Annotated in this window: 17 protein-coding genes; 5 read left to right on the top strand and 12 right to left on the bottom strand. The window is 61.9% G+C overall.

The features are described from left to right. Nucleotides 1-162 precede the first annotated feature (162 nt). Together NBH21_RS16680 and NBH21_RS16675 are read right to left on the bottom strand one after the other, a co-directional pair. Complete coding sequence (locus NBH21_RS16680) at nucleotides 163-1,536, bottom strand: GH1 family beta-glucosidase (protein WP_250915371.1); 1,374 nt, start codon at nucleotides 1,534-1,536, stop codon at nucleotides 163-165. A 203-nt stretch (nucleotides 1,537-1,739) separates the two neighbouring features. Continuing rightward, the gene (locus NBH21_RS16675) at nucleotides 1,740-2,915 is read right to left on the bottom strand and encodes a Gfo/Idh/MocA family protein (protein ID WP_250915370.1); all 1,176 of its coding nucleotides are present in this window, start codon (nucleotides 2,913-2,915) and stop codon (nucleotides 1,740-1,742) included. Nucleotides 2,916-3,122: 207 nt separating this feature from the next. Here NBH21_RS16675 and NBH21_RS16670 point away from each other — a divergent pair, with 207 nt between their 5' ends. After that, nucleotides 3,123-3,758 carry a CatB-related O-acetyltransferase gene (locus NBH21_RS16670; protein WP_250915369.1) on the top strand — a complete coding sequence of 212 codons (636 nt, stop codon included), beginning with the start codon at nucleotides 3,123-3,125 and terminating at the stop codon, nucleotides 3,756-3,758. 5 nt (nucleotides 3,759-3,763) lie between these two features. Here the strand turns inward: NBH21_RS16670 and NBH21_RS16665 are convergent, their stop codons facing one another. The 4 genes from NBH21_RS16665 to NBH21_RS16650 form a co-directional block, all read right to left on the bottom strand. Continuing rightward, on the bottom strand, nucleotides 3,764-4,816 hold the full coding sequence (locus tag NBH21_RS16665) for a sugar phosphate isomerase/epimerase family protein (RefSeq protein WP_250915505.1): 1,053 nt from the start codon (nucleotides 4,814-4,816) through the stop codon (nucleotides 3,764-3,766). 133 nt (nucleotides 4,817-4,949) lie between these two features. After that, entirely contained in the window at nucleotides 4,950-5,894 is a 945-nt protein-coding gene (locus tag NBH21_RS16660) for a substrate-binding domain-containing protein (RefSeq protein WP_250915368.1), read from the bottom strand. A 65-nt stretch (nucleotides 5,895-5,959) separates the two neighbouring features. Next, entirely contained in the window at nucleotides 5,960-6,970 is a 1,011-nt protein-coding gene (locus NBH21_RS16655; protein ID WP_250915367.1) for an ABC transporter permease, read from the bottom strand. Between the two features lie 75 nt (nucleotides 6,971-7,045). Further along, on the bottom strand, nucleotides 7,046-8,575 hold the full coding sequence (locus NBH21_RS16650) for a sugar ABC transporter ATP-binding protein (RefSeq protein ID WP_250915366.1): 1,530 nt from the start codon (nucleotides 8,573-8,575) through the stop codon (nucleotides 7,046-7,048). A gap of 181 nt (nucleotides 8,576-8,756) precedes the next feature. On the opposite strand from NBH21_RS16650, the gene NBH21_RS16645 reads away from it, so the two are divergent. The 3 genes from NBH21_RS16645 (at nucleotide 8,757) to greA (ending at nucleotide 11,162) form a co-directional block, all read left to right on the top strand. Further along, a complete protein-coding gene (locus NBH21_RS16645) occupies nucleotides 8,757-9,776 on the top strand; it encodes a LacI family DNA-binding transcriptional regulator (protein WP_250915365.1) in 1,020 nt (339 codons plus the stop codon). A gap of 144 nt (nucleotides 9,777-9,920) precedes the next feature. Further along, complete coding sequence (locus tag NBH21_RS16640; protein WP_250915364.1) at nucleotides 9,921-10,550, top strand: LysE family translocator; 630 nt, start codon at nucleotides 9,921-9,923, stop codon at nucleotides 10,548-10,550. 129 nt (nucleotides 10,551-10,679) lie between these two features. Beyond that, nucleotides 10,680-11,162: a transcription elongation factor GreA gene (gene greA, locus NBH21_RS16635; RefSeq protein WP_250915363.1), complete on the top strand. Its 483-nt coding sequence runs from the start codon at nucleotides 10,680-10,682 to the stop codon at nucleotides 11,160-11,162. 84 nt (nucleotides 11,163-11,246) lie between these two features. Here greA and NBH21_RS16630 read toward each other — a convergent pair whose 3' ends face one another. Further along, nucleotides 11,247-12,119 (bottom strand): aldo/keto reductase family oxidoreductase, encoded by an 873-nt coding sequence (locus NBH21_RS16630; protein WP_250915362.1) that lies wholly within the window; start codon nucleotides 12,117-12,119, stop codon nucleotides 11,247-11,249. Between the two features lie 113 nt (nucleotides 12,120-12,232). Between NBH21_RS16630 and NBH21_RS16625 the strand changes: the two genes are divergently transcribed. After that, on the top strand, nucleotides 12,233-13,144 hold the full coding sequence (locus NBH21_RS16625; protein ID WP_250915361.1) for a LysR family transcriptional regulator: 912 nt from the start codon (nucleotides 12,233-12,235) through the stop codon (nucleotides 13,142-13,144). Between the two features lie 75 nt (nucleotides 13,145-13,219). On the opposite strand, the gene xylA is transcribed toward NBH21_RS16625, so the two are convergent. From xylA to NBH21_RS16600, 5 genes are all read right to left on the bottom strand, one after another. Continuing rightward, nucleotides 13,220-14,530 (bottom strand): xylose isomerase, encoded by a 1,311-nt coding sequence (gene xylA, locus NBH21_RS16620; RefSeq protein ID WP_250915360.1) that lies wholly within the window; start codon nucleotides 14,528-14,530, stop codon nucleotides 13,220-13,222. A 185-nt stretch (nucleotides 14,531-14,715) separates the two neighbouring features. Continuing rightward, nucleotides 14,716-16,170 (bottom strand): xylulokinase, encoded by a 1,455-nt coding sequence (gene xylB, locus NBH21_RS16615; protein WP_250915359.1) that lies wholly within the window; start codon nucleotides 16,168-16,170, stop codon nucleotides 14,716-14,718. 25 nt (nucleotides 16,171-16,195) lie between these two features. Further along, nucleotides 16,196-17,221, bottom strand: a complete 1,026-nt coding sequence (locus NBH21_RS16610; protein WP_250915358.1) for a LacI family DNA-binding transcriptional regulator — start codon at nucleotides 17,219-17,221, stop codon at nucleotides 16,196-16,198. 156 nt (nucleotides 17,222-17,377) lie between these two features. Then, complete coding sequence (locus tag NBH21_RS16605) at nucleotides 17,378-18,967, bottom strand: DHA2 family efflux MFS transporter permease subunit (protein ID WP_250915357.1); 1,590 nt, start codon at nucleotides 18,965-18,967, stop codon at nucleotides 17,378-17,380. A gap of 21 nt (nucleotides 18,968-18,988) precedes the next feature. Beyond that, a complete protein-coding gene (locus NBH21_RS16600; protein WP_250915356.1) occupies nucleotides 18,989-20,182 on the bottom strand; it encodes an HlyD family secretion protein in 1,194 nt (397 codons plus the stop codon). Nucleotides 20,183-20,271 lie beyond the last annotated feature (89 nt).

Here is a 20,271-nt window from a genome sequence, read left to right as displayed (position 1 = left end):
CGGCTTTCCATACTGGAACCGGACCGCCTTGAATGAAGCCGACGCAGAAACGGAAATGCTGAAGCTCCGGCCGAAGCGAAGAAGCTGGTGGCTCAAAAGAAAACCAGCCGGACTGCGATGCAATCCGGCTGGAAAGAAATGGACGAGATAGGCGCCAGCTGGTCAATCCGCCTGATGATTGCCCTTGGGGAACTGCGCGGCCAGTTCGCTATACCACTTGCCGCTCTTCTTGATGGTGCGTACCTGCGTATCATAGTCGACATGCACGATGCCGAAGCGCATGCGATAGCCTTCCGCCCATTCGAAGTTGTCCATCAGGCTCCAGGCGAAGTAACCCGACATCGGGAAGCCGTCCTTGATGAGATCGGCGATGATACCGATATGCTCGACATAGTAGTCGAGGCGTGGCTGGTCATTCACCTCACCGTTCTCGACTCCCATGTTGTAGCAGGCGCCGTTCTCGGTGATGTAACAGACCGGCAGTTCGTAGCGGTTGTAGAGGCCTGCAACCAGCGACTTCAGCGCCGGCGCATAGACTTCCCAGCCGATATCCGTCCTGACCTTGGAAACCGGGGGAGCACCGATGGTTGCCGGGAACTCCGCGTCCGGCGTCGGATCGTCGGCAACCCGCATCGGCGTGTAATAGTTGAGGCCCCACCAGTCGAGCTTCTGGTTGATGATCGCCATGTCGCCGTCTTCGATCGGCGGCATGCGGTCGCCAAGCGCCGACATGAACTCGGCCGGATACTGGCCGTTGATGATAGGATCGAAGAACACGCCGTTGTTGAACTGGAAGGCCCGTTCCGCCGCAGCCTTGTCCGCCGCGCTATCGGAGGCCGCAATCACCTCATGGGCGTTGAGAACGATACCGGCCGGCACCTGCGGCGCGACCTGCCGGATGGCGTCGATACCGAGGCCGTGTGCGAGATTGGTGTAATGCAACGCATGAAGCGCCGCATCCATATTCTTCTCGCCGGGGGCATGAATACCGTAGAGATGCGAAAGCCAGACCGAACACCAGGGTTCGTTGAAGGTCGCAACAGAATCCAGCCGGTCGCCGAGGCGCGCCATGACGATCTTGGCATAGCGCTGGAAGGCGTAAGCCGTGCTGCGCGCCGTCCAGCCGCCCTCGCCCATCAGCGCCAGCGGCAGGTCCCAGTGGTAAAGCGTCGCGAATGCCTTGATGCCGCGTGCCTTCAGGCCGTCGACCAGCTTGTCGTAGAAATCGAGACCGGCTTCATTGATGCGACCGGTACCCTCGGGAATGATCCGCGGCCATGCGATGGAGAAGCGATAGGCCGAAACGCCCATCTCCTTCATCATGTCGAGATCCTGTTCCCACAGGTGATAGTGGTCGCAGGCGACATCGCCGTTGTGACGGCCGTAAACGCGGCCCGGCATGTTGCAGAAGGCATCCCAGATGGACGGCTTGCGGCCATCCTCCTTCGACGCGCCTTCGATCTGGAAGGAAGCGGTGGCGACACCGAATACGAAATCGCCGGGAAAGCGATCGGCAAGGCTTTTCGGATCGATCATCTGGTCACTCGTTTTTTTCTGATGTGCCGGACGGTATGGACGGGAATTCCGCCGGAACGTTGAATTTGGCCGCGGGCGGTTTAGACCAAAGTAGCCTCAGGGTACAAGCGGCAAGGCTCGTTTTCTGCAACGTTTCAGAAGTTACGATCGATAAAAACCCAAAAAAGCGTGGCGGCGGATACATTCCGCCGCTGCCTTGCCCGTCAGAGCGAAACCCAGGCGCCATCCGTCCTCGACGAAGCCACGCAGGCCTCGACGAAAGCGACACCCTTCACGCCATCATCAATGGTCGGATAGACCACGGCCGGATCGACCGGCTTGCCTGCCTTGAAAGCGGCAATCGCAAGGGCTGCTTCCGAATAGATCGTAGCGAAGGCTTCGAGATAACCCTCCGGATGACCGCCCGGAATGCGGCTGACGCGGGTCGCCGCCGCACCGGCTCCCGCACCGTTACGGGTCACCAGACGCTTCTGTTCGCCGAACGGCGTGAACCAGAGATAGTTCGGATTTTCCTGCTGCCATTCGAGGCCGCCCTTCGTGCCGTAGACGCGAAGCTTCAGCGCATTTTCGTTGCCCGGAGCGACCTGGCTGCACCACAGCATGCCCTTGGCACCACCCTCGAAGCGCAGGAGCACATGGCCGTTGTCGTCGACCCGGCGACCCTCCACGAAACTGTCGAGGTCCGCAGCAAGGCTCTTCAACGTGAGACCGGTGACGAAGGACGCGAGGTTGAAGGCATGCGTGCCGATGTCGCCGGTCGCACCGCCAACGCCCGACTGCTTGGGATCGGTGCGCCACACGGCCTGCTTGGCGCCGGTCTGCTCCACCGCCTCCGTCAGCCAGTCCTGCGCATATTCGACCTGCACGACGCGAAGGTCGCCCAGCGCGCCGGAAGCCACCATCGCGCGCGCCTGCCGCACCATCGGATAACCGGTGTAATTGTGGGTGAGTATGAACAGCGCCTTCGATGCCTCGGCCACCGCCTTCAGTTTCTTTGCGTCGTCGAGGTTCGATGTCAGCGGCTTGTCGCAGATGACATGGATACCCCGCTCCAGAAAAGCCTTCGCCGCCGGATAATGCATGTGGTTCGGCGTCACGATGGAAACAGCCTCGATCCCGTCCGGCCGCTTCGCTTCCTTCTCCGCCATCTCCTCGAACGAACCGTAGCAGCGCTCCGGATCGAGCCCGAGATCACGCCCCGAAGCGATCGACTTTTCCGCCGTCGAGGAAAGCGCACCCGCAACGAGTTCGAAGTGATCGTCCAGCCGGGCCGCCATGCGGTGTACGCCGCCGATGAATGCGCCCTGTCCGCCGCCCACCATGCCGAGCCGGATGCGCTTCCCGCCTGCCGGGTCCGACTTGCCTGCTTCGATCGTCATGAAGTTTCTCCCTTGGTTTTGTTTCCATTCTTACGGGCGACGGGCTGGCTTTGCGGTATTCCCGACGCTAGATTATTGTTGCGCAAGAGAAGGATGCCCTGACAGTGACCTTTTGAAGATCCGCCTCGCCAGAGGCGAAAGCACCATCGCCGCCTGCCTCGACGGGGGCCTGCGGCTTGCGACAATGCTCGAACAGGTCTTCACACCATGCCCCTTCTCAATCCCGATCTCGCCTATCCCATCACGCTTGCCGACGGAACGCCCTACCGGCAGACCATGTACCTTAAGAACGTCATTGATCACCCGCGGATCGACGTCGGCGACTTCAGCTATTTCAGTCACTCCGCCCCGGCGGAAGAAACGGCCGGCCTGCTTGCCCCTTATCTTTATCCGGTCAGCAAGGAGAAGCTCGTCATTGGCAGGTACGTCCAGATCGCCCGCGGCGCGTTCTTCATCACATCCTCGGCCAATCACCCCATGGCCGGCTTCACGACCTATCCATTCCGCATCTTCCGGCAGGAGACGATCAACGGATACGAAGACCTGCCGGTCAAGGACACGGTGGTCGGCCATGACGTCTGGATCGGCCACAATGCCACCATCATGCCCGGTGTCACCATCGGCCACGGCGCCATCGTCGCCGCGGCATCCGTCGTAACGCGGGACGTCCCGCCCTTTGCTATCGTCGGCGGCAACCCAGCCTCGATGATCCGAATGCGCTTCGATGAAGAGACGATTGCCGACCTTCTCGACATCGCCTGGTGGAACTGGCCGGCGGACCGGATCGAGCGCAACCTCGCCGCCCTCGAAGGCTGCGATCTCGCAGCCCTTCGGACGGCCTGACGGTATCACAAGCCCAGCATCCGGCGGTTCGCGGCGTCGTCCGTGCCGCCGGCGGCAAAATCATCGAACGCCCGCTCCGTTACCCGGATGATGTGCGCCTTGACGAACTCGGCCCCTTCGCGGGCGCCGTCTTCCGGATGTTTCAGCGCGCATTCCCATTCGACCACGGCCCAGCCCTCGAAATCATTCGCCGCCATCTTGGAGAAGATCGCGCCGAAATCGACCTGACCGTCGCCCGGCGAGCGGAAGCGCCCGGCCCGGTTCACCCAGCCCTGATAGCCGCCATAAACGCCCTGCCGGCCGGTCGGGTTGAATTCCGCGTCCTTGACGTGGAACATCTTGATCCGTTCCTTGTAGATGTCGATGTTGTCGAGATAGTCGAGGCATTGCAGCACGTAATGCGACGGATCGTAGAGCATGTTGGCGCGCGGATGGTTCTTCACCCGATCGAGGAACATCTCGAAGGTCACGCCGTCATGCAGGTCTTCGCCCGGATGGATTTCATAGGCGATATCCACGCCCTGTTCGTCGGCATAGTCGAGGATCGGCGTCCAGCGCTTCGCCAGTTCGTCGAAAGCGGTTTCCACCAGACCGGCTGGACGCTGCGGCCAGGGATAGAAATAGGGCCAGGCCAGCGCGCCCGAAAACGTCGCATGCGCCTTGATACCGAGATGGCGCGAAGCCTTGAGCGCAAACTTCACCTGTTCCACAGCCCAGGCCTGACGCGCCTTGGGATTACCCCGCACCTCCGGCACGGCAAAGCCGTCGAAGGCCTCGTCATAGGCCGGGTGAACGGCGACGAGCTGGCCCTGAAGATGGGTTGAAAGTTCGGTGATCTCGACGCCGTTCTGCCGGGCGATACCGGCCAGTTCGTCGCAATAATCCTTCGATTCCGCTGCCTTCTTCAGATCGATCAGCTGGCCCGCCCATGTCGGCACCTGCACGCCGAGATAGCCCTTGTCGGCGGCCCATTTGGTGATCGCATCCCAGGAATTGAACGGCGCGGCATCGCCGGCAAACTGACCAAGAAAAATACCCGGACCCTTAATCGTTTTCATCATTATCCCCCCTGAAACACCTACTGCAACGTTACCGTAACGAGTATCGGACCTGACGCGCCTGTCAACGGCGCTCGCGAACTCTGCCCGACAATCTTTCGGGCAGAGCGTTTTCATAGGAAATGCCGGAAGCTCAGAACGGAGAATCGGGGAAGTAGTAGTTCTTCGCGTTGTCTGCCGTCACCAGCGTCGCATCGAGCGTATAGGTGCCATGAACCGGAACCTGGTCGTAGATCGCAGCAGCCGTCAGTTCCATGGCGGTGCCCACCATCGACGGCGGATAGAGAACATCGACCGGGATCATCTTGTCGCCGTCCATGACCTTCTTGATCATGTCCTTCGAACCGGCGCCGCCGACGACATACTTGATGTCAGTGCGCTTGGCCTGCTCGATCGCCTGCAGCACGCCGACGGCCATGTCGTCGTCCTGGCACCAGACCACATCGATCTTCGGATACTTCGTCAGGTAGTCCTGCATGACCTTGAAGGCGTCGTCGCGGTTCCAGTTGCCGAATTGGCGGTCGAGAACCTTGACGTTCGAACCGGCAATGGCCTTGTCGAAGCCGTCCTGGCGCTGCTGGTCGATCGGGATTGGCAGGCCACGGATCACCACGACTTCCGCATCCGGCGTGTTGTCCTTGATGTACTGGCCGGCGACTTCGCCGAGCGCCGGATTGTTACCGGCGACATAGAGGTCGCGCACGGAATTGTCGTTGACCGAAGGCGCGCGGTCGACGATCGAAACGAAGGTGCCCTTGCTCTTCACTTCCTTGATGGCGTTGACCAGCGGATCCGGATCGGTCGGCAGGATGACCAGCGCGTCGATGCCCTGAACCTCGAGGTCCTGTACCGCATTGGCCTGCGTTGCCGGATCCGGCGAGGTCTTGACCACCACCTTCAGTCCTGGATGCTCCTTCATCAGGAGGTCGGCGACGCGGTTGGCGTGGTAGACGACGCCGGCGGTCCAGCCATGGTCGGCGGCCGGAATGGAAACGCCGATTGTCTTGGTTTCCTGCGCCTGGGCAAGACTGACCATCGCTGTCATGGCAAGGGCGACACCCATCAGTTTCTTGTACATGTTTTCTCCTCCCGAAGTTCAGGGTCTTGAGACGTGCGCCGGGCGACCCCTAAAGCCCGGCGGCCTCACGATTTGCGCGTCAGCGAGCGCTGAACGAGCATCGCGATGATGATGATCGAGCCCTGGATGGCGCCGATCAGGTATTCGCTGATGAAATTGGACAGCAGCATGATGTTGCCGACCAGTTCGAGAATGAAGGCGCCGCAGATCGTGCCCCAGACACGCCCCGCCCCGCCCTTGAGCGCCGTACCGCCAACGACGACGGCGGTGATCGCCTGCAGTTCCCAGAGAATGCCCGTCGTCGCGGATGTCGAGCCGAGGCGCGGCACATAGAGCAGCACAGCGATGGCGACGCAGAGCCCCTGGATGACGAAGGCGATGGTGCGCACCCGGTCGACGCCTATGCCGGAATAACGGGCGACATCGCGGTTGGAGCCGACCGCCACCACATGCCGGCCGTAGCGCGTGCGATAGAGGATGAAGGCGGCGATTGCAGTCACCAGCAGGATCACCAGGATCGGCACGGGAATGCCGAGGATCGAACCGAAATAGACCGGACGATAGAGCGCCTGCTGCTGCGGCGAACTGAGCGTAATCGCTCCGCCCTGCGACAGCCAGGTGGTCAGTCCTCGATAGATGCCCATGGTGCCGAGCGTGGCGATGAAGGGTTCGATCCGTCCGACGGTGGTGATGAGGCCGTTGGCAAGACCGCAGAGGCCGCCGATCACGACGGCGAGCGCAACGGCTGCGGCCAGCATCAGCGCGGGATCGGCGATGGCGCCGGAATTCATGAACAGGATCATCAGGCTCGCCACGAAGGCGACCATGGAACCGACCGAAAGATCGAGGTCGCCGGACGAAATGACGAAGGTCGCGCCGACCGCGATGATGGCAATGAACGCGCTACGGGTGGCGACATTGGCGAGATTGGTGAGGCCGATGAAGTTCGGATTGACCAGCGCCCCGATCACCAGCAGCAGGGCGAGCGCCGCAAACGGCGCGATTGCCCGGAGGTCGACATCGCGCCAGCCCCGGCCTCGGGACGCACGCGGATCGGTTTCGGTATTCATGCTCATGTCCAATTCAACCTCCCGGCCGGCCGATACGGTCCTGCCCTGTTTCCTTCCCCGCCCGCCGGCTCAAACCCAGGCTCAGCCGACGGCCTGCTGTTTCCTCAACCCCGCGGCGTAGCGCATAATCATCTGCTCGGAGATCTCCTCGCCCTCCAGCATGCCGACCAGCCGTCCTTCCCGCATCACGGCAACCCGAGTACAGAGCCCGATCACCTCCGGCATCTCGGACGAAACGACGATGATCGAGCGCCCTTCCCGGGCAAGCGCTGCAATGAAATGATAGATCTGCTGCTTGGTGCCGACATCGATACCGCGGGTCGGCTCGTCGATGATGATGACGTCGGGCTCCGTCTCCATGATCTTGGCGAGCAGGAGCTTCTGCTGGTTGCCGCCCGACATCCGCCCGACCTTCACCCGGTCGTCACGGACGCGAATATCGAAGCGACGCTTCGCCCGCGCCATTGCCTTCGCCTCGCTGGCGGGATCGAGATAACCATGCCTCACATGCCGGTCGATCGATTGCAGCGTCAGGTTCGGCGTCATGCCTTCCCCGAGCAGCAGACCCTTGCCCTTGCGATCCTTGGTCATGTAGGCGAGCCCTCGGCGGGTCGCCTCTTCAAAATCATGCGGCGGCAATGACGCGCCCTTCAGCGTGACCTCGCCGGAAAGCCGCGGGCGCAGACCGGCAATCGCCTCCATCAGCTCCGAGCGGCCGGAACCGATCAGACCGGAAAAGCCAAGCACCTCGCCCTTGCGCAACTCGAAACCGGCATCCTTGACGTAACCCGTCGTCAGCCCCCGCACGGACAGAACGATCTGCTCGTCCACATCCGGCTCTTCCTTCGAGGGATAAAGGCTCGACAGTTCACGCCCCACCATGAGCTGCGCGATGGACTCGCCGTCGAGCAGCGCCGTCGGCGCGGTCTTGATCCACTGCCCGTCGCGCAGCACTGTCACCCGGTCGGTGAGCTCCATCACCTCGTCGAGCTTGTGCGACACGAAGACGAAGCTGGTACCCTTGTCGCGCAACTTGCGCACCTGGTCGAAGAGGATATCCGTCTCTTCCCGCGACAATACCGCGGTCGGCTCGTCCATGAACACCACGCGAGCCTCGCGGCTGATCGCCTTGGCGATTTCCACCATCTGCTTGTCGGCAACGGCAAGCGAGCTGATCAGCGCGTCTTCATCGATATGGGAACCCAGCAGATCCAGCACCCGTCGCGTCTCGCGGCGCATGAACTTGCGGTCGAGCACGCCGAAGCGGGTGACTTCCCGCCCGAGAAACAGGCTCTCGGCGACAGTCAGATGATCTGCGAGATTGAATTCCTGATGGATCAGCACGATGCCCAGCGCTTCCGCCGCGCCGTTGGCCGGCAGCGACACCGGCTGACTGTCGAGCAGGATGCGGCCCGATGTGGGACTTTCGAAACCGGAGAGGATCTTGATGAGCGTCGACTTGCCCGCGCCGTTTTCCCCGACCAGTGCATGAACTTCGCCCGGCAGCACGTCGAAATCGACGCTGAAAAGCACCTGGACTTCGCCAAAAGACTTAGAGATACGCTCGGCCGCAAGCACGGGCGTGCGCGGCTGCTCCCCAACCAGTGTCATGCAATCCTCCCGACGGCTCCTCAACCGCTTATGACGATCTATGTAAACCTTTACATCATTCATGTAAAGGTTTACATCATGCCTCAATTGGGGATTGTTTGATTGCCCGCCGCTTTCGCGGTTGCAAGATGCCGCCGAAGGCCGCAAGCCGTTAAAAACCCACGCAAACGGGACCATGGCCGTGTCGAATTCCCAGCCCGCAACGATCGAGGATGTCGCCCGTCTGGCGGAAGTCTCCATCGCGACGGTCAGCCGGGCCATCCACACGCCGGAAAAGGTGGCGAAATCCACCCGCCAACGGGTCAATCAGGCGATTGCGATCACCGGTTACACGACCAATGCCATGGCCCGCAGCCTGCGCATGGGCCGCTCCAACATGATCCTCGTTCTGGCGCCCGACATCGGCGACCCGAACTTTTCCAGCATCCTGATAGGGCTTGAAAATGAGGCGCGCGCCCATGGTTTCGGCGTGTTGATCGGCCACACCCAGAACGACCCCGAACGCGGCCTGGAATATTTGAAATTCCTGAATTCCGGCCAGGCCGCCGGCCTGCTGCTGTTCACCGGACACGAGCCCTTCGGCCATCAGGTACTGACCACCCGCCTGCCGCCCTCCGTCGCAGTCTTCGAGCCTGTCTTCGGCAGCTCCATTCCCTATGTCGGCGTCGATGACACGGCGGGCGCCCGCAAGGCGGCCGAATATCTGCTGGCCTCAGGCCATCGCTCCATCGCCTTCGTCGGCGACAGCAAGACCAGGCTCGGCCATGTGCGCCGGCGCAAGGGCTACGACCTCGCCCTTGATGCTGCCCGAATTCCGCAGGCACAGCGCATGGTGCTCGATGGCGAAGGCTCCATCGAAAGCGGCAGGCTCGCCGTGGAGCAGCTTTTCATGCGCGACACCCTGCCCACGGCCTTCATGTGCGTGAACGACGCCACCGCCGTCGGTGTCATCAACGGACTTTCCGCCCGCGGCTACGACCTGCCCCGCGACTTCTCGGTGATCGGCTTCGACGACGTGCCGCAGGCGACCTTTCTCAATCCGCCTCTCACCACCATTTGCCAGCCCCGCACGGCAATCGGCAAACAGGCCATGGAACTGCTGCTCGAAACGCTCGCCAAACCTCTCACCGAAAAACGCGAAATCCTTATCATGCCGGACCTCATCGTCCGCGGATCGGTGACCGCACCTGGCAAAAGGTGAGGTGATCGACGGAAACCCCTGTCCCGGGTACACTTGCCTTTTTATCCGATAAACGAAGATCGGCCTTGTTTGCGGATCAATGTCCGTCGCTACAGTTCCGAAAACACGCGCATTTCCGCGAAAACCGCAATCGGAGTGAGCCTCTTGTATCTGGAGCATCTTCACCATCTCCTGCTCGTCTACCTCACATATCTGATTGCGGTCGCCAGTCCTGGCCCGAGCAACATGGCCATCATGGGCGTTGCCATGAATCGGGGTCGGGCGTCAGCCGTCGCCCTGGCGCTTGGTATCCTGACCGGCAGCATGTTCTGGGCGGCGCTGACGGCCACCGGTATTTCCACCATCCTGGCGCGCTACGCCGAAGCCCTCTTCGTCATCAAGATCGCAGGCGGCCTCTACCTGCTCTATCTGGCCTACAAATCGGCAAAATCCGCCCTGTCATCGGGCGACCCTCGCATGACGACCGATACCGCAACGAAATGGACGACACTTTATCGCAAGGGCCTCCTGCTGCACCTCACCAACCCGAAATCCATTCTCGGATGGATCGCGATCATGTCCCTCGGCCTGCGTCCCGATGCCCCGGCCCACACCCTCGCCGCCATCGTCGGCGGCTGTGCCGTCATCGGATTTTCGGTCTTTATCGGCTATGCCCTGATGTTCTCAACGGCGGTCATGGGACGCGCCTACAGGAAATCCCGCAGATGGATCGAAGGCACGCTTGCCATGGTCTTCGGCTTCGCCGGTATCCGTCTGCTCCTGTCGAAAACCTGATCGCCAACGGCCACCCACTGCGGACCGATTTGTCAGCCCGGCCGTGTTTGCCATATAGTGCGCTCCCGCAGATATTCGGGCTGAAAGCCCACGCGCGTTTAAGATTGCCGCACAGAACGGAGTTCGAGATTGAGTGTAGCCTTCGTCAAGGAAGAGAGTGCCGAAACGGCGGCAGAAACCCTTTTGCCGGATCGGCCGATCTCGCCTCATCCGAACCTCGTGACGGAGGCCGGCCTGAAGGCTCTGGAACTTCAACTCCGGCAGGCCAGAGAAGCCTTTGAGGCGGCAAGCGGCATCGAGGACGTCAACGAGAAGCGCAGGCAGACCGCCGGCCCCTTGCGCGACCTGCGCTATCTGGCGGAGCGTGTCCGTTCCGCACAGCTCGTGCCGCCGCCTGCCTCCACTGATATCGTCGCCTTCGGCGGCACGGTCACCTTCGAGCGCGACGATGGCCGAGTGCAGACCTATCGCATCGTCGGAGAGGACGAAGCCGACCCCAAGGCCGGCTCCATCTCCTATGTCTCCCCGGTGGCCAGGCTCTTGATCGGCAAGGCCGTCGGCGATGTCGTGAGTATGAACGGCCAGGAGCTCGAAATCATCGCGATCGGGTGACGGCGGCGGTCGGGAGGATGCCCCTCGTTTCCGTCAGCCTCGACCTGCGCGAGAAAGGACCGTCGCCTCCGTCCCCGGCGGACCTCAACCCGCCGAACCGATCCCGTCCAGTTCCGCCATCGCATCCGCGGGCAGATCGACATCGGCGACGGCGAGATTCTGCCGCAGATGGATGCGGGACGAGGTGCCGGGGATCAACAGGATGTTCGGCGACCGCTTCAGCAGCCAGGCGAGCGCCACCTGCATCGGCGTGAGGTCCAGCCTTCCCGCCACGTCGGACAAGGTCGAGGACTGCAACGGCGAGAAGCCGCCAAGCGGGAAGAACGGCACATAGGCCGTCCCTTCGGTCGCCAGCTCCTCGATGAGGGCGTCGTCGCTGCGATGGGCAAGATTGTACTGGTTCTGCACGCAGACGATCTCGGTGATCTTGCGGCCGTCCGCCACCTGCCTGGCCGTGACGTTGGAAAGGCCGATATGCTTGACCAATCCCTGCTGCTGCAACTCGGCAAGCACGGTCAAGGGTTCTTCGAGATCGCCCTCGACCGGTCCATGCACGTCGAACATCGCCCGCAGGTTTACGACGTCGAGCGCGTCGAGTCCCAGATTCGTCAAATTGTCGTGCACGGCCCTGATAAGAGCCTCCTTCGAAAAGGCCGGGTTCCACGAGCCATCGTCACCGCGCACCGCGCCGACCTTGGTGACGATGACAAGGTCGTCAGCATAAGGGTGCAGAGCCTCGCGAATGATCTGGTTGGTGACATGCGGGCCGTAGAAATCGCTGGTGTCGATGTGGTCGACTCCGCTTTCGACCGCCTCGCGCAGGACGGCAATGGCCTCTGCCCGATCCTTCGGAGGACCGAAGACGCCGGGGCCAGCCAATTGCATGGCCCCGTAACCGAGACGTTTGACGGTGAGATTGCCCAGTTCGAAGCTGCCGGCTTTTGTCAGAGTGGCCATGTCGATTTCTCCTTTTGTGTGGTGGCGAATATGTACGGCACCCGCACTTTCATGATAATGGGATGCAATCCGGACAAGCCGTCCGGAAAACAGGACAATCATCAGGAGGCACGATGGTCGACGAACCCGAAATGAGCGATGTCAGCGCTTTTCTCGCGGTCGCCCGCGCCGGCGGATTTCGCGAGGCCGCCCGTCTGGGCAGCACCAGCGCCTCGGCATTGAGCGACGCAGTGCGCCGTTTGGAAGCCCGGCTCGGGGTACGCCTGCTCAACCGCACCACACGCGCCGTCGTGCCTACCGATGCCGGGCGCGGGCTGATGGAGCGCATCGCCCCTGCCTTCGGTGAAATCGGTGCGGCATTGGAACATGTCAGGAGTTTCGATGGCCGGGCCGCCGGTACGCTAAGGCTGAATGTGCCTGCCAGTGCCGCCAGATTGGTGCTGCCAGCGATCGTTCCCGGCTTCCTGGCAGCCTATCCCGACATCCGGCTGGAAATCGATACCGAGGAAAGCCTGATTGATGTGATCGCAGCCGGTTACGATGCCGGCGTTCGTTATGACGAACGCCTGGCGCGGGATATGATCGCCGTCCCGATCGGCCCCCGCCTGCAGCGCTACGCCCTCGGCGCCTCTCCTGCCTATCTGGAAGCCCACGGTCATCCACAGCATCCCCACGACCTGCTCGCGCACAACTGCATCCGCAGCCGCTTCGCCGGACGCCCCGTTATGCCTTGGGAATTTGAGAAGGATGTCGAGACGCTTGTCGTCGAGCCCAATGGGCAACTGATCGTGCAGGCAGGAGACGCAAGCGAACTCGGCATCCGCGCCGCCATATCTGGCGCGGGCATCTTTTCTCTGTTCGAAGACTGGCTGAAACCGCATTTCGACAGCGGCGAATTGTTGCCGGTGCTCGAGCCGTGGTGGCTCAGCTTCCCCGGCCCCTTCCTTTACTATCCAGAACGCCGCCTGATGCCGACACCGCTGCGCGCATTCGTGGACTATATCAAGACTCATCGCCCCGGCTGATGCGGCAGGCCCTATCGACGGAAAAGGTCGGGACACTTTCGCGCCCCGACCCTGGCATTAAATCAGAAACGCCGATCAAACGTAGCGATTGACCACGTTTTCCAGATATTCCTGGCGGCCGGAGCGCGGTTCGGGATTGATATCGGCCTTTTCGACATTGGCGGCGATCTCATCGAGCGAATATTCGCCGCGCAGCATCTTCTGGGCCTCGGGGCTTTCCCAGCCGGCATAACGCTCCTCGAGCGGCTTCGACAGCGCACGCTCCTCGATCATCTTCGCCGCCGCCTTCAGGCCGCGGGCGCAGCAATCCATGCCGCCGATATGCCCGTACAGCAGATCGGCCGGATCGAGCGACTGGCGACGGAGCTTGGCGTCGAAATTGGTGCCGCCGGTGGTGAAACCGCCGCCAGCGAGAACGTGGTAATAGGCCAGCGCCATTTCCGGCACGTTGTTCGGGAACTGGTCGGTATCCCAGCCGGACTGGTAGTCATTGCGGTTCATGTCGATCGAGCCGAAGATGCCGAAGGCGTTCGCCATGGCGAGTTCATGCTCGAAGGAATGGCCGGCGAGGATGGCATGGCCCTGCTCGATATTGACCTTAACTTCCTTCTCCAGCCCGTTCTTCTGCAGGAAGGCATAAACGGTCGCGACGTCGTAGTCGTACTGGTGCTTGGTCGGTTCCTGCGGCTTCGGCTCGATCAGGATGGTGCCCTTGAAACCGATCTTGTGCTTGTACTCGACGACGAGGTTGAGGAAACGGCCGAGTTGGTCCAACTCGCGCTTGAGGTCGGTGTTGAGCAGCGTCTCATAGCCCTCGCGACCGCCCCACAGAACGTAGTTTTCGCCACCGAGCCGCATGGTGGCATCGAGGCAGGTCTTCACGGTTGCGGCAGAGAAGGCGAAGACATCCGGATCGGGATTGGTCGCAGCACCGCTCATGAAGCGACGGTTGGAGAAGAGGTTTGCCGTGCCCCAGAGCAGCTTGACGCCGGTCTCGGCCTGCTTCTTGGCGAAGTAATCGACGATCTCGTTGAGGTTCTTCGTGTTCTCGGCAAAATTCCGGCCTTCCGGACGCACGTCGGCATCGTGGAAGCAATAGAACGGAACGCCGAGCAGCTGGAAGAATTCGAAGGCGACATCCGCCTTCACCTTCGCCGCTTCCATGGTGTCGGAAAACCACGGGCGCTGGAAGGTCTGCCCGCCGAACGGATCGCCGCCCGGCCAAGTGAAGGTGTGCCAATAGGCGATGGCAAAGCGCAGATGGTTTTCCAGCCGCTTGCCGAGAACCACCTCGTCGGGATTGTAGTAACGATAGGCCAGCGGATTGGTGCTGTCCGGTCCCTCGTATTTCACTTTCTGGATATCACCGAAAAAGCCTGTGCTCATGAGTATTTCCTCCTGTTGAATGTAAAAGCCAAGTCCCCCTCTGCCTGCCGGCATCTCCCCCACAAGGGGGGAGAAAACGGGCGGAACCGTCATCGTCATCCACAACGGCGGCCTAGAAGGCGACAGAGCCCCTCCCCCTTGTGGGGAGGGGTTGGGGAGGGGTTTCTTCCCTCCCGATAGGATAATTATTGAGCCAAGGGCCTGATCGCCGGATAAAGCGCCCGGTAGCGCGCGTAGGCCTCCTCGTAAGCCCCGCCGAGCGCCGTGACCGGCTCGATGGTCTCGGCCGTTTCCGGTGCGGTGCAGACGGAAAGCGGGTCCGCGCCGGTTGCAGCAATCAAGCCGAGACGGGCGGCGCCAAAGGCAGCGCCGAAATCGCCGTCCGCCGGAATATCGACCGGAACACCAAGTGCCGTCGCAATCGAGGCCAGCCAGTAGCGAGAGCGCGAGCCGCCGCCGATCGCCGTCACCCGGCCGATCCGAGTACCTGCCGATTTCAGCGCTTCCAGATTGTCGCGGATCGCAAAGGAAACGCCTTCGAGCACGGCCTGGGTTAGCACCGCCCGGCCGCTCTCATGGCCGAGGCCGATGAAGGCGCCGCGAATTTTCGCGTCGTTGTGCGGCGTGCGTTCGCCCGAGAGATAGGGAAGGAAGGTCACGCCCGAGGGTGCCTTCAGCGTCTCGCCGAGTTCGGCGGTCAACTCGCCCGCCCCCTTGCCCGTCACCCCTGCATGCCAGTTCAGCGCATCGGTGGCCGAGAGAATGACGCCCATCTGGTGCCAGGTAGCGGGCAGCGCGTGGCAGAAGGCATGCACCGCGCTTTCCGGCTTCGGCAGGTAGGAACCGTTGGCAGCGAAAAGCACGCCCGAAGTGCCGAGCGAGACGAACGCCTGCCCCTCGGAAACCGTACCCATGCCGCAGGCGGAAGCGGCGTTATCCCCCGCACCGCCGGCCACCACCACGCCCGACCCCATGCCCCAGGCGGATGCAAGCCCGGCGCGCAGGGTTCCGCCAGCCTCCGTTCCTTCCACCAGCGACGGCATCTGGTTTTCGCCGAGGCCGGTCGCCTCCAGCAGTTCCGAAGACCATTTGCGCGCCCCCGTATCGAGCCAGGAGGTTCCGGCAGAATCCGACATTTCAGAGATGTATTCGCCGGTCAGCCAGAGCCGCAGATAGTCCTTGGGCAGCAGCACCTTCGCCACCTTGGCGAAGATGTCCGGTTCATGCTTCGCCACCCAGACGAGCTTCGGCGCGGTAAAGCCGGGGAAGACGATATTGCCGGTTATGCTGCGGAAGCGCGGATCGGCGTCGAGCGCAGCGGCTTCCTCGAAGGAGCGGGTGTCGTTCCATAGAATGCAGGGACGCAGCACCTTGTCCGAAGCGTCGACCAGCGTCGCGCCATGCATCTGGCCGGAAAGCCCGATGCCTTTCACCGCCGCCAGTTCCTTCGGATGCTTGGCCTTGAGGCCGGCAATGGCCTCCTCCGTCGCCCGGATCCAGTCGGCAGGCTCCTGCTCCGACCAGCCGGAATGCGGCCGCGAAACATCGAGCGCCCCGTTGGCGGAGCCGACGATCTTCTGATCCGCGTCGATCAGCAGCGCCTTGACGCCAGACGTGCCGAGATCCAGTCCCAGATACATTGCGATCCTCCCTTATCTCCCGCCGTTACGGCAGGTTATCTTTCAAGAAAATGTCGATGCGGATGCGTTCCTGCGCCGCCAGCACATGGGAACCGTCGGCCTCTGCCTTCAGCACCCGGATGGCGCTGCGCACTTCATGGCCGGCATCCTGATTGAGAACGGCATCGACCAGTCCTTCGGTCAGCCCGAGCCGCGTCGTCTCCGTCAATTCATGCGCGATGACGGACGGCAGGCGCTCGAATGCCGTCTGCCGCAACGCCTTGATGAGGCCGCGATTGCCGGCGCCGAGGCTGTAGATGCCACGCACATCGCCATGCTCACGGAAAAGCTCGAGAAGCAGCCGTTCGACGGTCGCCGGATCGTCGCGTCCTTCGACGACATCGAGAAGCCTGAGATGCGGATAGCTCTCCGCCATCACCTGCCGAAAACCGTCCAGACGCTCCCGGTGGTCGCGCACCAGCATCGAACCGGCGAGAACCGCTATCGGCCCTGCCCTTTCTCCGGCAAAACGGCCGAGCAGGCTCGCCGCCGTCCGACCCGCGGCAATGTTGTCGATGCCTGCATAGTGAACGCGCCGCGACGCCGGCAGATCGGAGACGAGCGTCACCACGGGGATGCCCGCATCCGCCAGCCGGTCGACGGCGGCGATGACTTCGGGCGCATCGACGGCGACCAGCGCGACGCCCGCCGGCTTCTCCCCGGCCGCCCTGTCGAGCGCTGCAACAAGGGGAGCGGTATCGAAGGCGGGCACTGCGAGAATGCGGATATCGGTCCGTTCGAGCGCCGAGCGCAGCATGGCGCTACGCACCTCGGCCTCCATCAGGCGCATGAAGGAATTGTCGTTGGACGGCAGGATGAAGACGAGCGGATAGGTCCGACCCTTCGCCAGATTGGCGGCAGCCATGTCGCGCACGAAACCGAGCGAGGCAATCGCCGCATCGACCTTCTCGCGAGTACGCGCGCTGACCCCCGGCCGACGGTTCAGCACCCGATCGACGGTGGCGAGGCTGACGCCCGCAGTGGTCGCGATGTCGTGAACTGTCGGCTTCATCATTTCCTCCGGACGCGACTTCTAGCCGATCATTTGAGGTACGTAAATCAAAATCTGATGTACGTACCTCAGATTTCCTCCAAAAACACGAGGACCGCCGCCCGAAGGCGACGGTCCCGGCGGCGGTGGATAGGATGAAATCGGAAAGAAAGCCCGTTAGTGGCCGCTTCCGGCGGGGGCTGCCGCACTCGGCTTCTTGATGAGAAGCGTCAGGAAAATCAGGCAGGAGAACAGCAGCGTCAGCCCCATAAACACGTCCATGAAGGACAGAAGCCACGACTGCTGGGTGACGACGCCGGAAAGCTTCTTGATTGCCGTCAGCGAGCCGTCGAGACCGTAGCTGTCGTAGTTGGCGCCAACGCTGGACAGCCAGTCGAGCGCTTCCGGATTGCTCCAGGTGACGTGTTCGGAGAGCCGGGCGTAATGCTCGTCGGAACGTTGTGTCAGCATGGTGTTGATGATCGCCAGACCGACCGCACCGCCAAGGTTACGGGTCAGGTTGAACAGGCCCGAAGCGTTCTTCATGCGGTCCGGCGGCAGCGTTCCGAGCGCGATATTGTTGATCGGCACCATGCACAGCATGAGAGAGCAACCGCGCAGGATCTGCGGTATCAGCAGTTCATAAAAATCCCAGTCAGCCGTGACACCAGTCATCAGATAGGTACCAAGGGCGAACCCCGCAAAGCCGATCATCATCATCACGCGCGGGTCGAGTTTCGTCGAAAGAGCACCGGCAACGGGAGCGGTGAAGAACATCGCCGCACCCGAGACAAACATCGTCTCGCCGATCATCATCGAATCATAGCCGCGGATACGCCCGAGATAGAGCGGATAGAGATAGGTCAGCCCGTAGAGGCCGACACCCATGATGAAGGAAAACAGCGAGCCGAAGGCGAAGTTGCGGTTACCGAACGCCCTGAGGTCGACGACCGGGAAATCCACCTTGAAGACGCGGTAGAAGAAGATCACCCCACCGATCACCATGGCGACGGTTCCCATGACGATACGCTCGTCACCGAACCAGTCCTTGTTGTTGCCCTCTTCGAGAACGTATTCCATCGAGCCGAGGAACACGGCCATGGTCAGCAGTCCCCACCAGTCGAACTTCTTCAACAGGCTGTGGTCGGGCTTGTCGAAATCGATCAGGCTCCAGGTCAGGGCCGTTACGATGATGCCGGGTACGACGTTGATCAGGAACAGCCAGTGCCACGACATGGCATGGCTGATATAGCCGCCGATAGTCGGGCCAATGGTCGGCGCGAGTGTCGCGACAAGACCGATGATCGGCGACACGATGGCCCGCTTCGACGGCGGGAAGATCGTAAAGGCAGCAGCGAAAACCGATGGGATCATGCCGCCGCCGATGAAACCCTGGATCGCGCGATAGACGATCATCTGCTCGATATTGGTAGCGGTCGCGGCCAGCGCGCTCGCCATGGTGAAGCCGGCCGCAGAAAAGGCAAACAGGACGCGTGTCGAGAGAATGCGCGCAAGTGCGCCCGACAGCGGAATCATGATGACTTCCGCGATCAGATAGGAAGTCTGCACCCAGGCAACCTCGTCCGAGCCGGCACCAAGACCGGCCTGGATCTCGGCAAGCGAGGCTGAAACGATCTGAATGTCGAGGATCGACATGAACATGCCGAACACCATCGCGAAGAATGCGACGATACGCTTCGGGTCCATGCGATCCGCAGCAGGCGCGGCAATCCCGCCGCCCGCCGTCACCGTGCCTGCAGTCGCCATGCCGGGCTTCCTTTTCTGCCGTCAGTTTGACGCTACAGCCGCTCCGGCCGGGGCCGTGCGCGTATCGACATCGACGATGACACTCAGGCCGGCACGCAGGTGCCCTTCCTTCAGCGCATCTTCCGGAAGCGCAATACGGACAGGAACGCGCTGGACGACCTTGGTGAAGTTGCCTGTCGCATTTTCCGCCGGAAGCAGCGAAAAGACCGAACCGGATGCAGGCGCGATCGAACTGACGGTGCCTACGAGCGGCTTGTCGCCATAGGCATCGACGTGAATTTTCACCTTCGAACCCGGAACCAGATGGGCGATCTGGGTCTCCTTGAAGTTTGCCTCGATATAAAGGTCCTGCACCGGCACCAGAGCCGCCAGACGCTTGCCCGTCGAAACGAGATCACCGACCTGAACGGCAAGATTGCCGACGACACCGTCATAGGGCGCCTTGAGGACCGTGAAGTCGAGATCGCGCTGGGCCTTTTCCAGCGTCAGCTCAGCCGAGCGGATCTCGGCCTCAGCCTCGGCGCGCTGCGCCTTGAGCACGGCGATCTGGGCATCGGCCGATGCAATGTTCGCATCGGACGCCGCGACATTGGCCTGCGCCTGTTCCAGCGAGGTCTTGGCGCTGTCGAGATCGGCGGTCGAAACCACCTTCTGGGCCTGCAGGCCACTGACGCGTGTGAATGAAAGCTGTGCGAGATCGAGGCTTGCCACCGATGACTGCTTCTGCGCCTTTGCCTGCTCCAGAGCCGCCTCGCCACCCTTGATCTGGGCGTCGATGCGGTCGAGTGTCAGGTGTTGGCTCTTCAGCGTCGCCTCCGCCTGATTGACGGCGATGCGATAGTCACCATCGTCGAGAACCACCAGCGGATCGCCGGCCTTGACGATCTGGTTGTCCTTGACGGGAACGGAAGCGATATAGCCGGAAACCTTCGGCGCGATGATCGCGATGTCGCCCTCGATATAGGCGTCTTCAGTCGAAACCATGAAGCGGCCATCGGTCCACCAGTGGTAACCGTACCAGCCGGCGCCACCCAGAAGCGCAAGCACGACCACCGGCAGGACCAGACTGCGGCGCTTCTTTTCTTTCGCGGGCGCAGCCGCGGACGGGGCTTCAGCCACAGCCGCCGTCACTTCCCTCGGCGCTTCGGCAACCGGCGCCTGTTCTTCAACGCTTTCGACGGCGCGAACCGCGCCGGTCCTCTGAGACCCTGTCATGGATATTGCTCGCTCGCATAAACTTAATCGAACTGAACCGTTCGGTTCGATTGACATAGAGGCTTTTTTAGCACATATCAAGTGGTAAC

This window comes from Ciceribacter sichuanensis (assembly GCF_024055605.1).
Lineage (GTDB): Bacteria > Pseudomonadota > Alphaproteobacteria > Rhizobiales > Rhizobiaceae > Allorhizobium > Allorhizobium sichuanense.
This window is presented reverse-complemented; position numbering and strand designations above follow the sequence as displayed.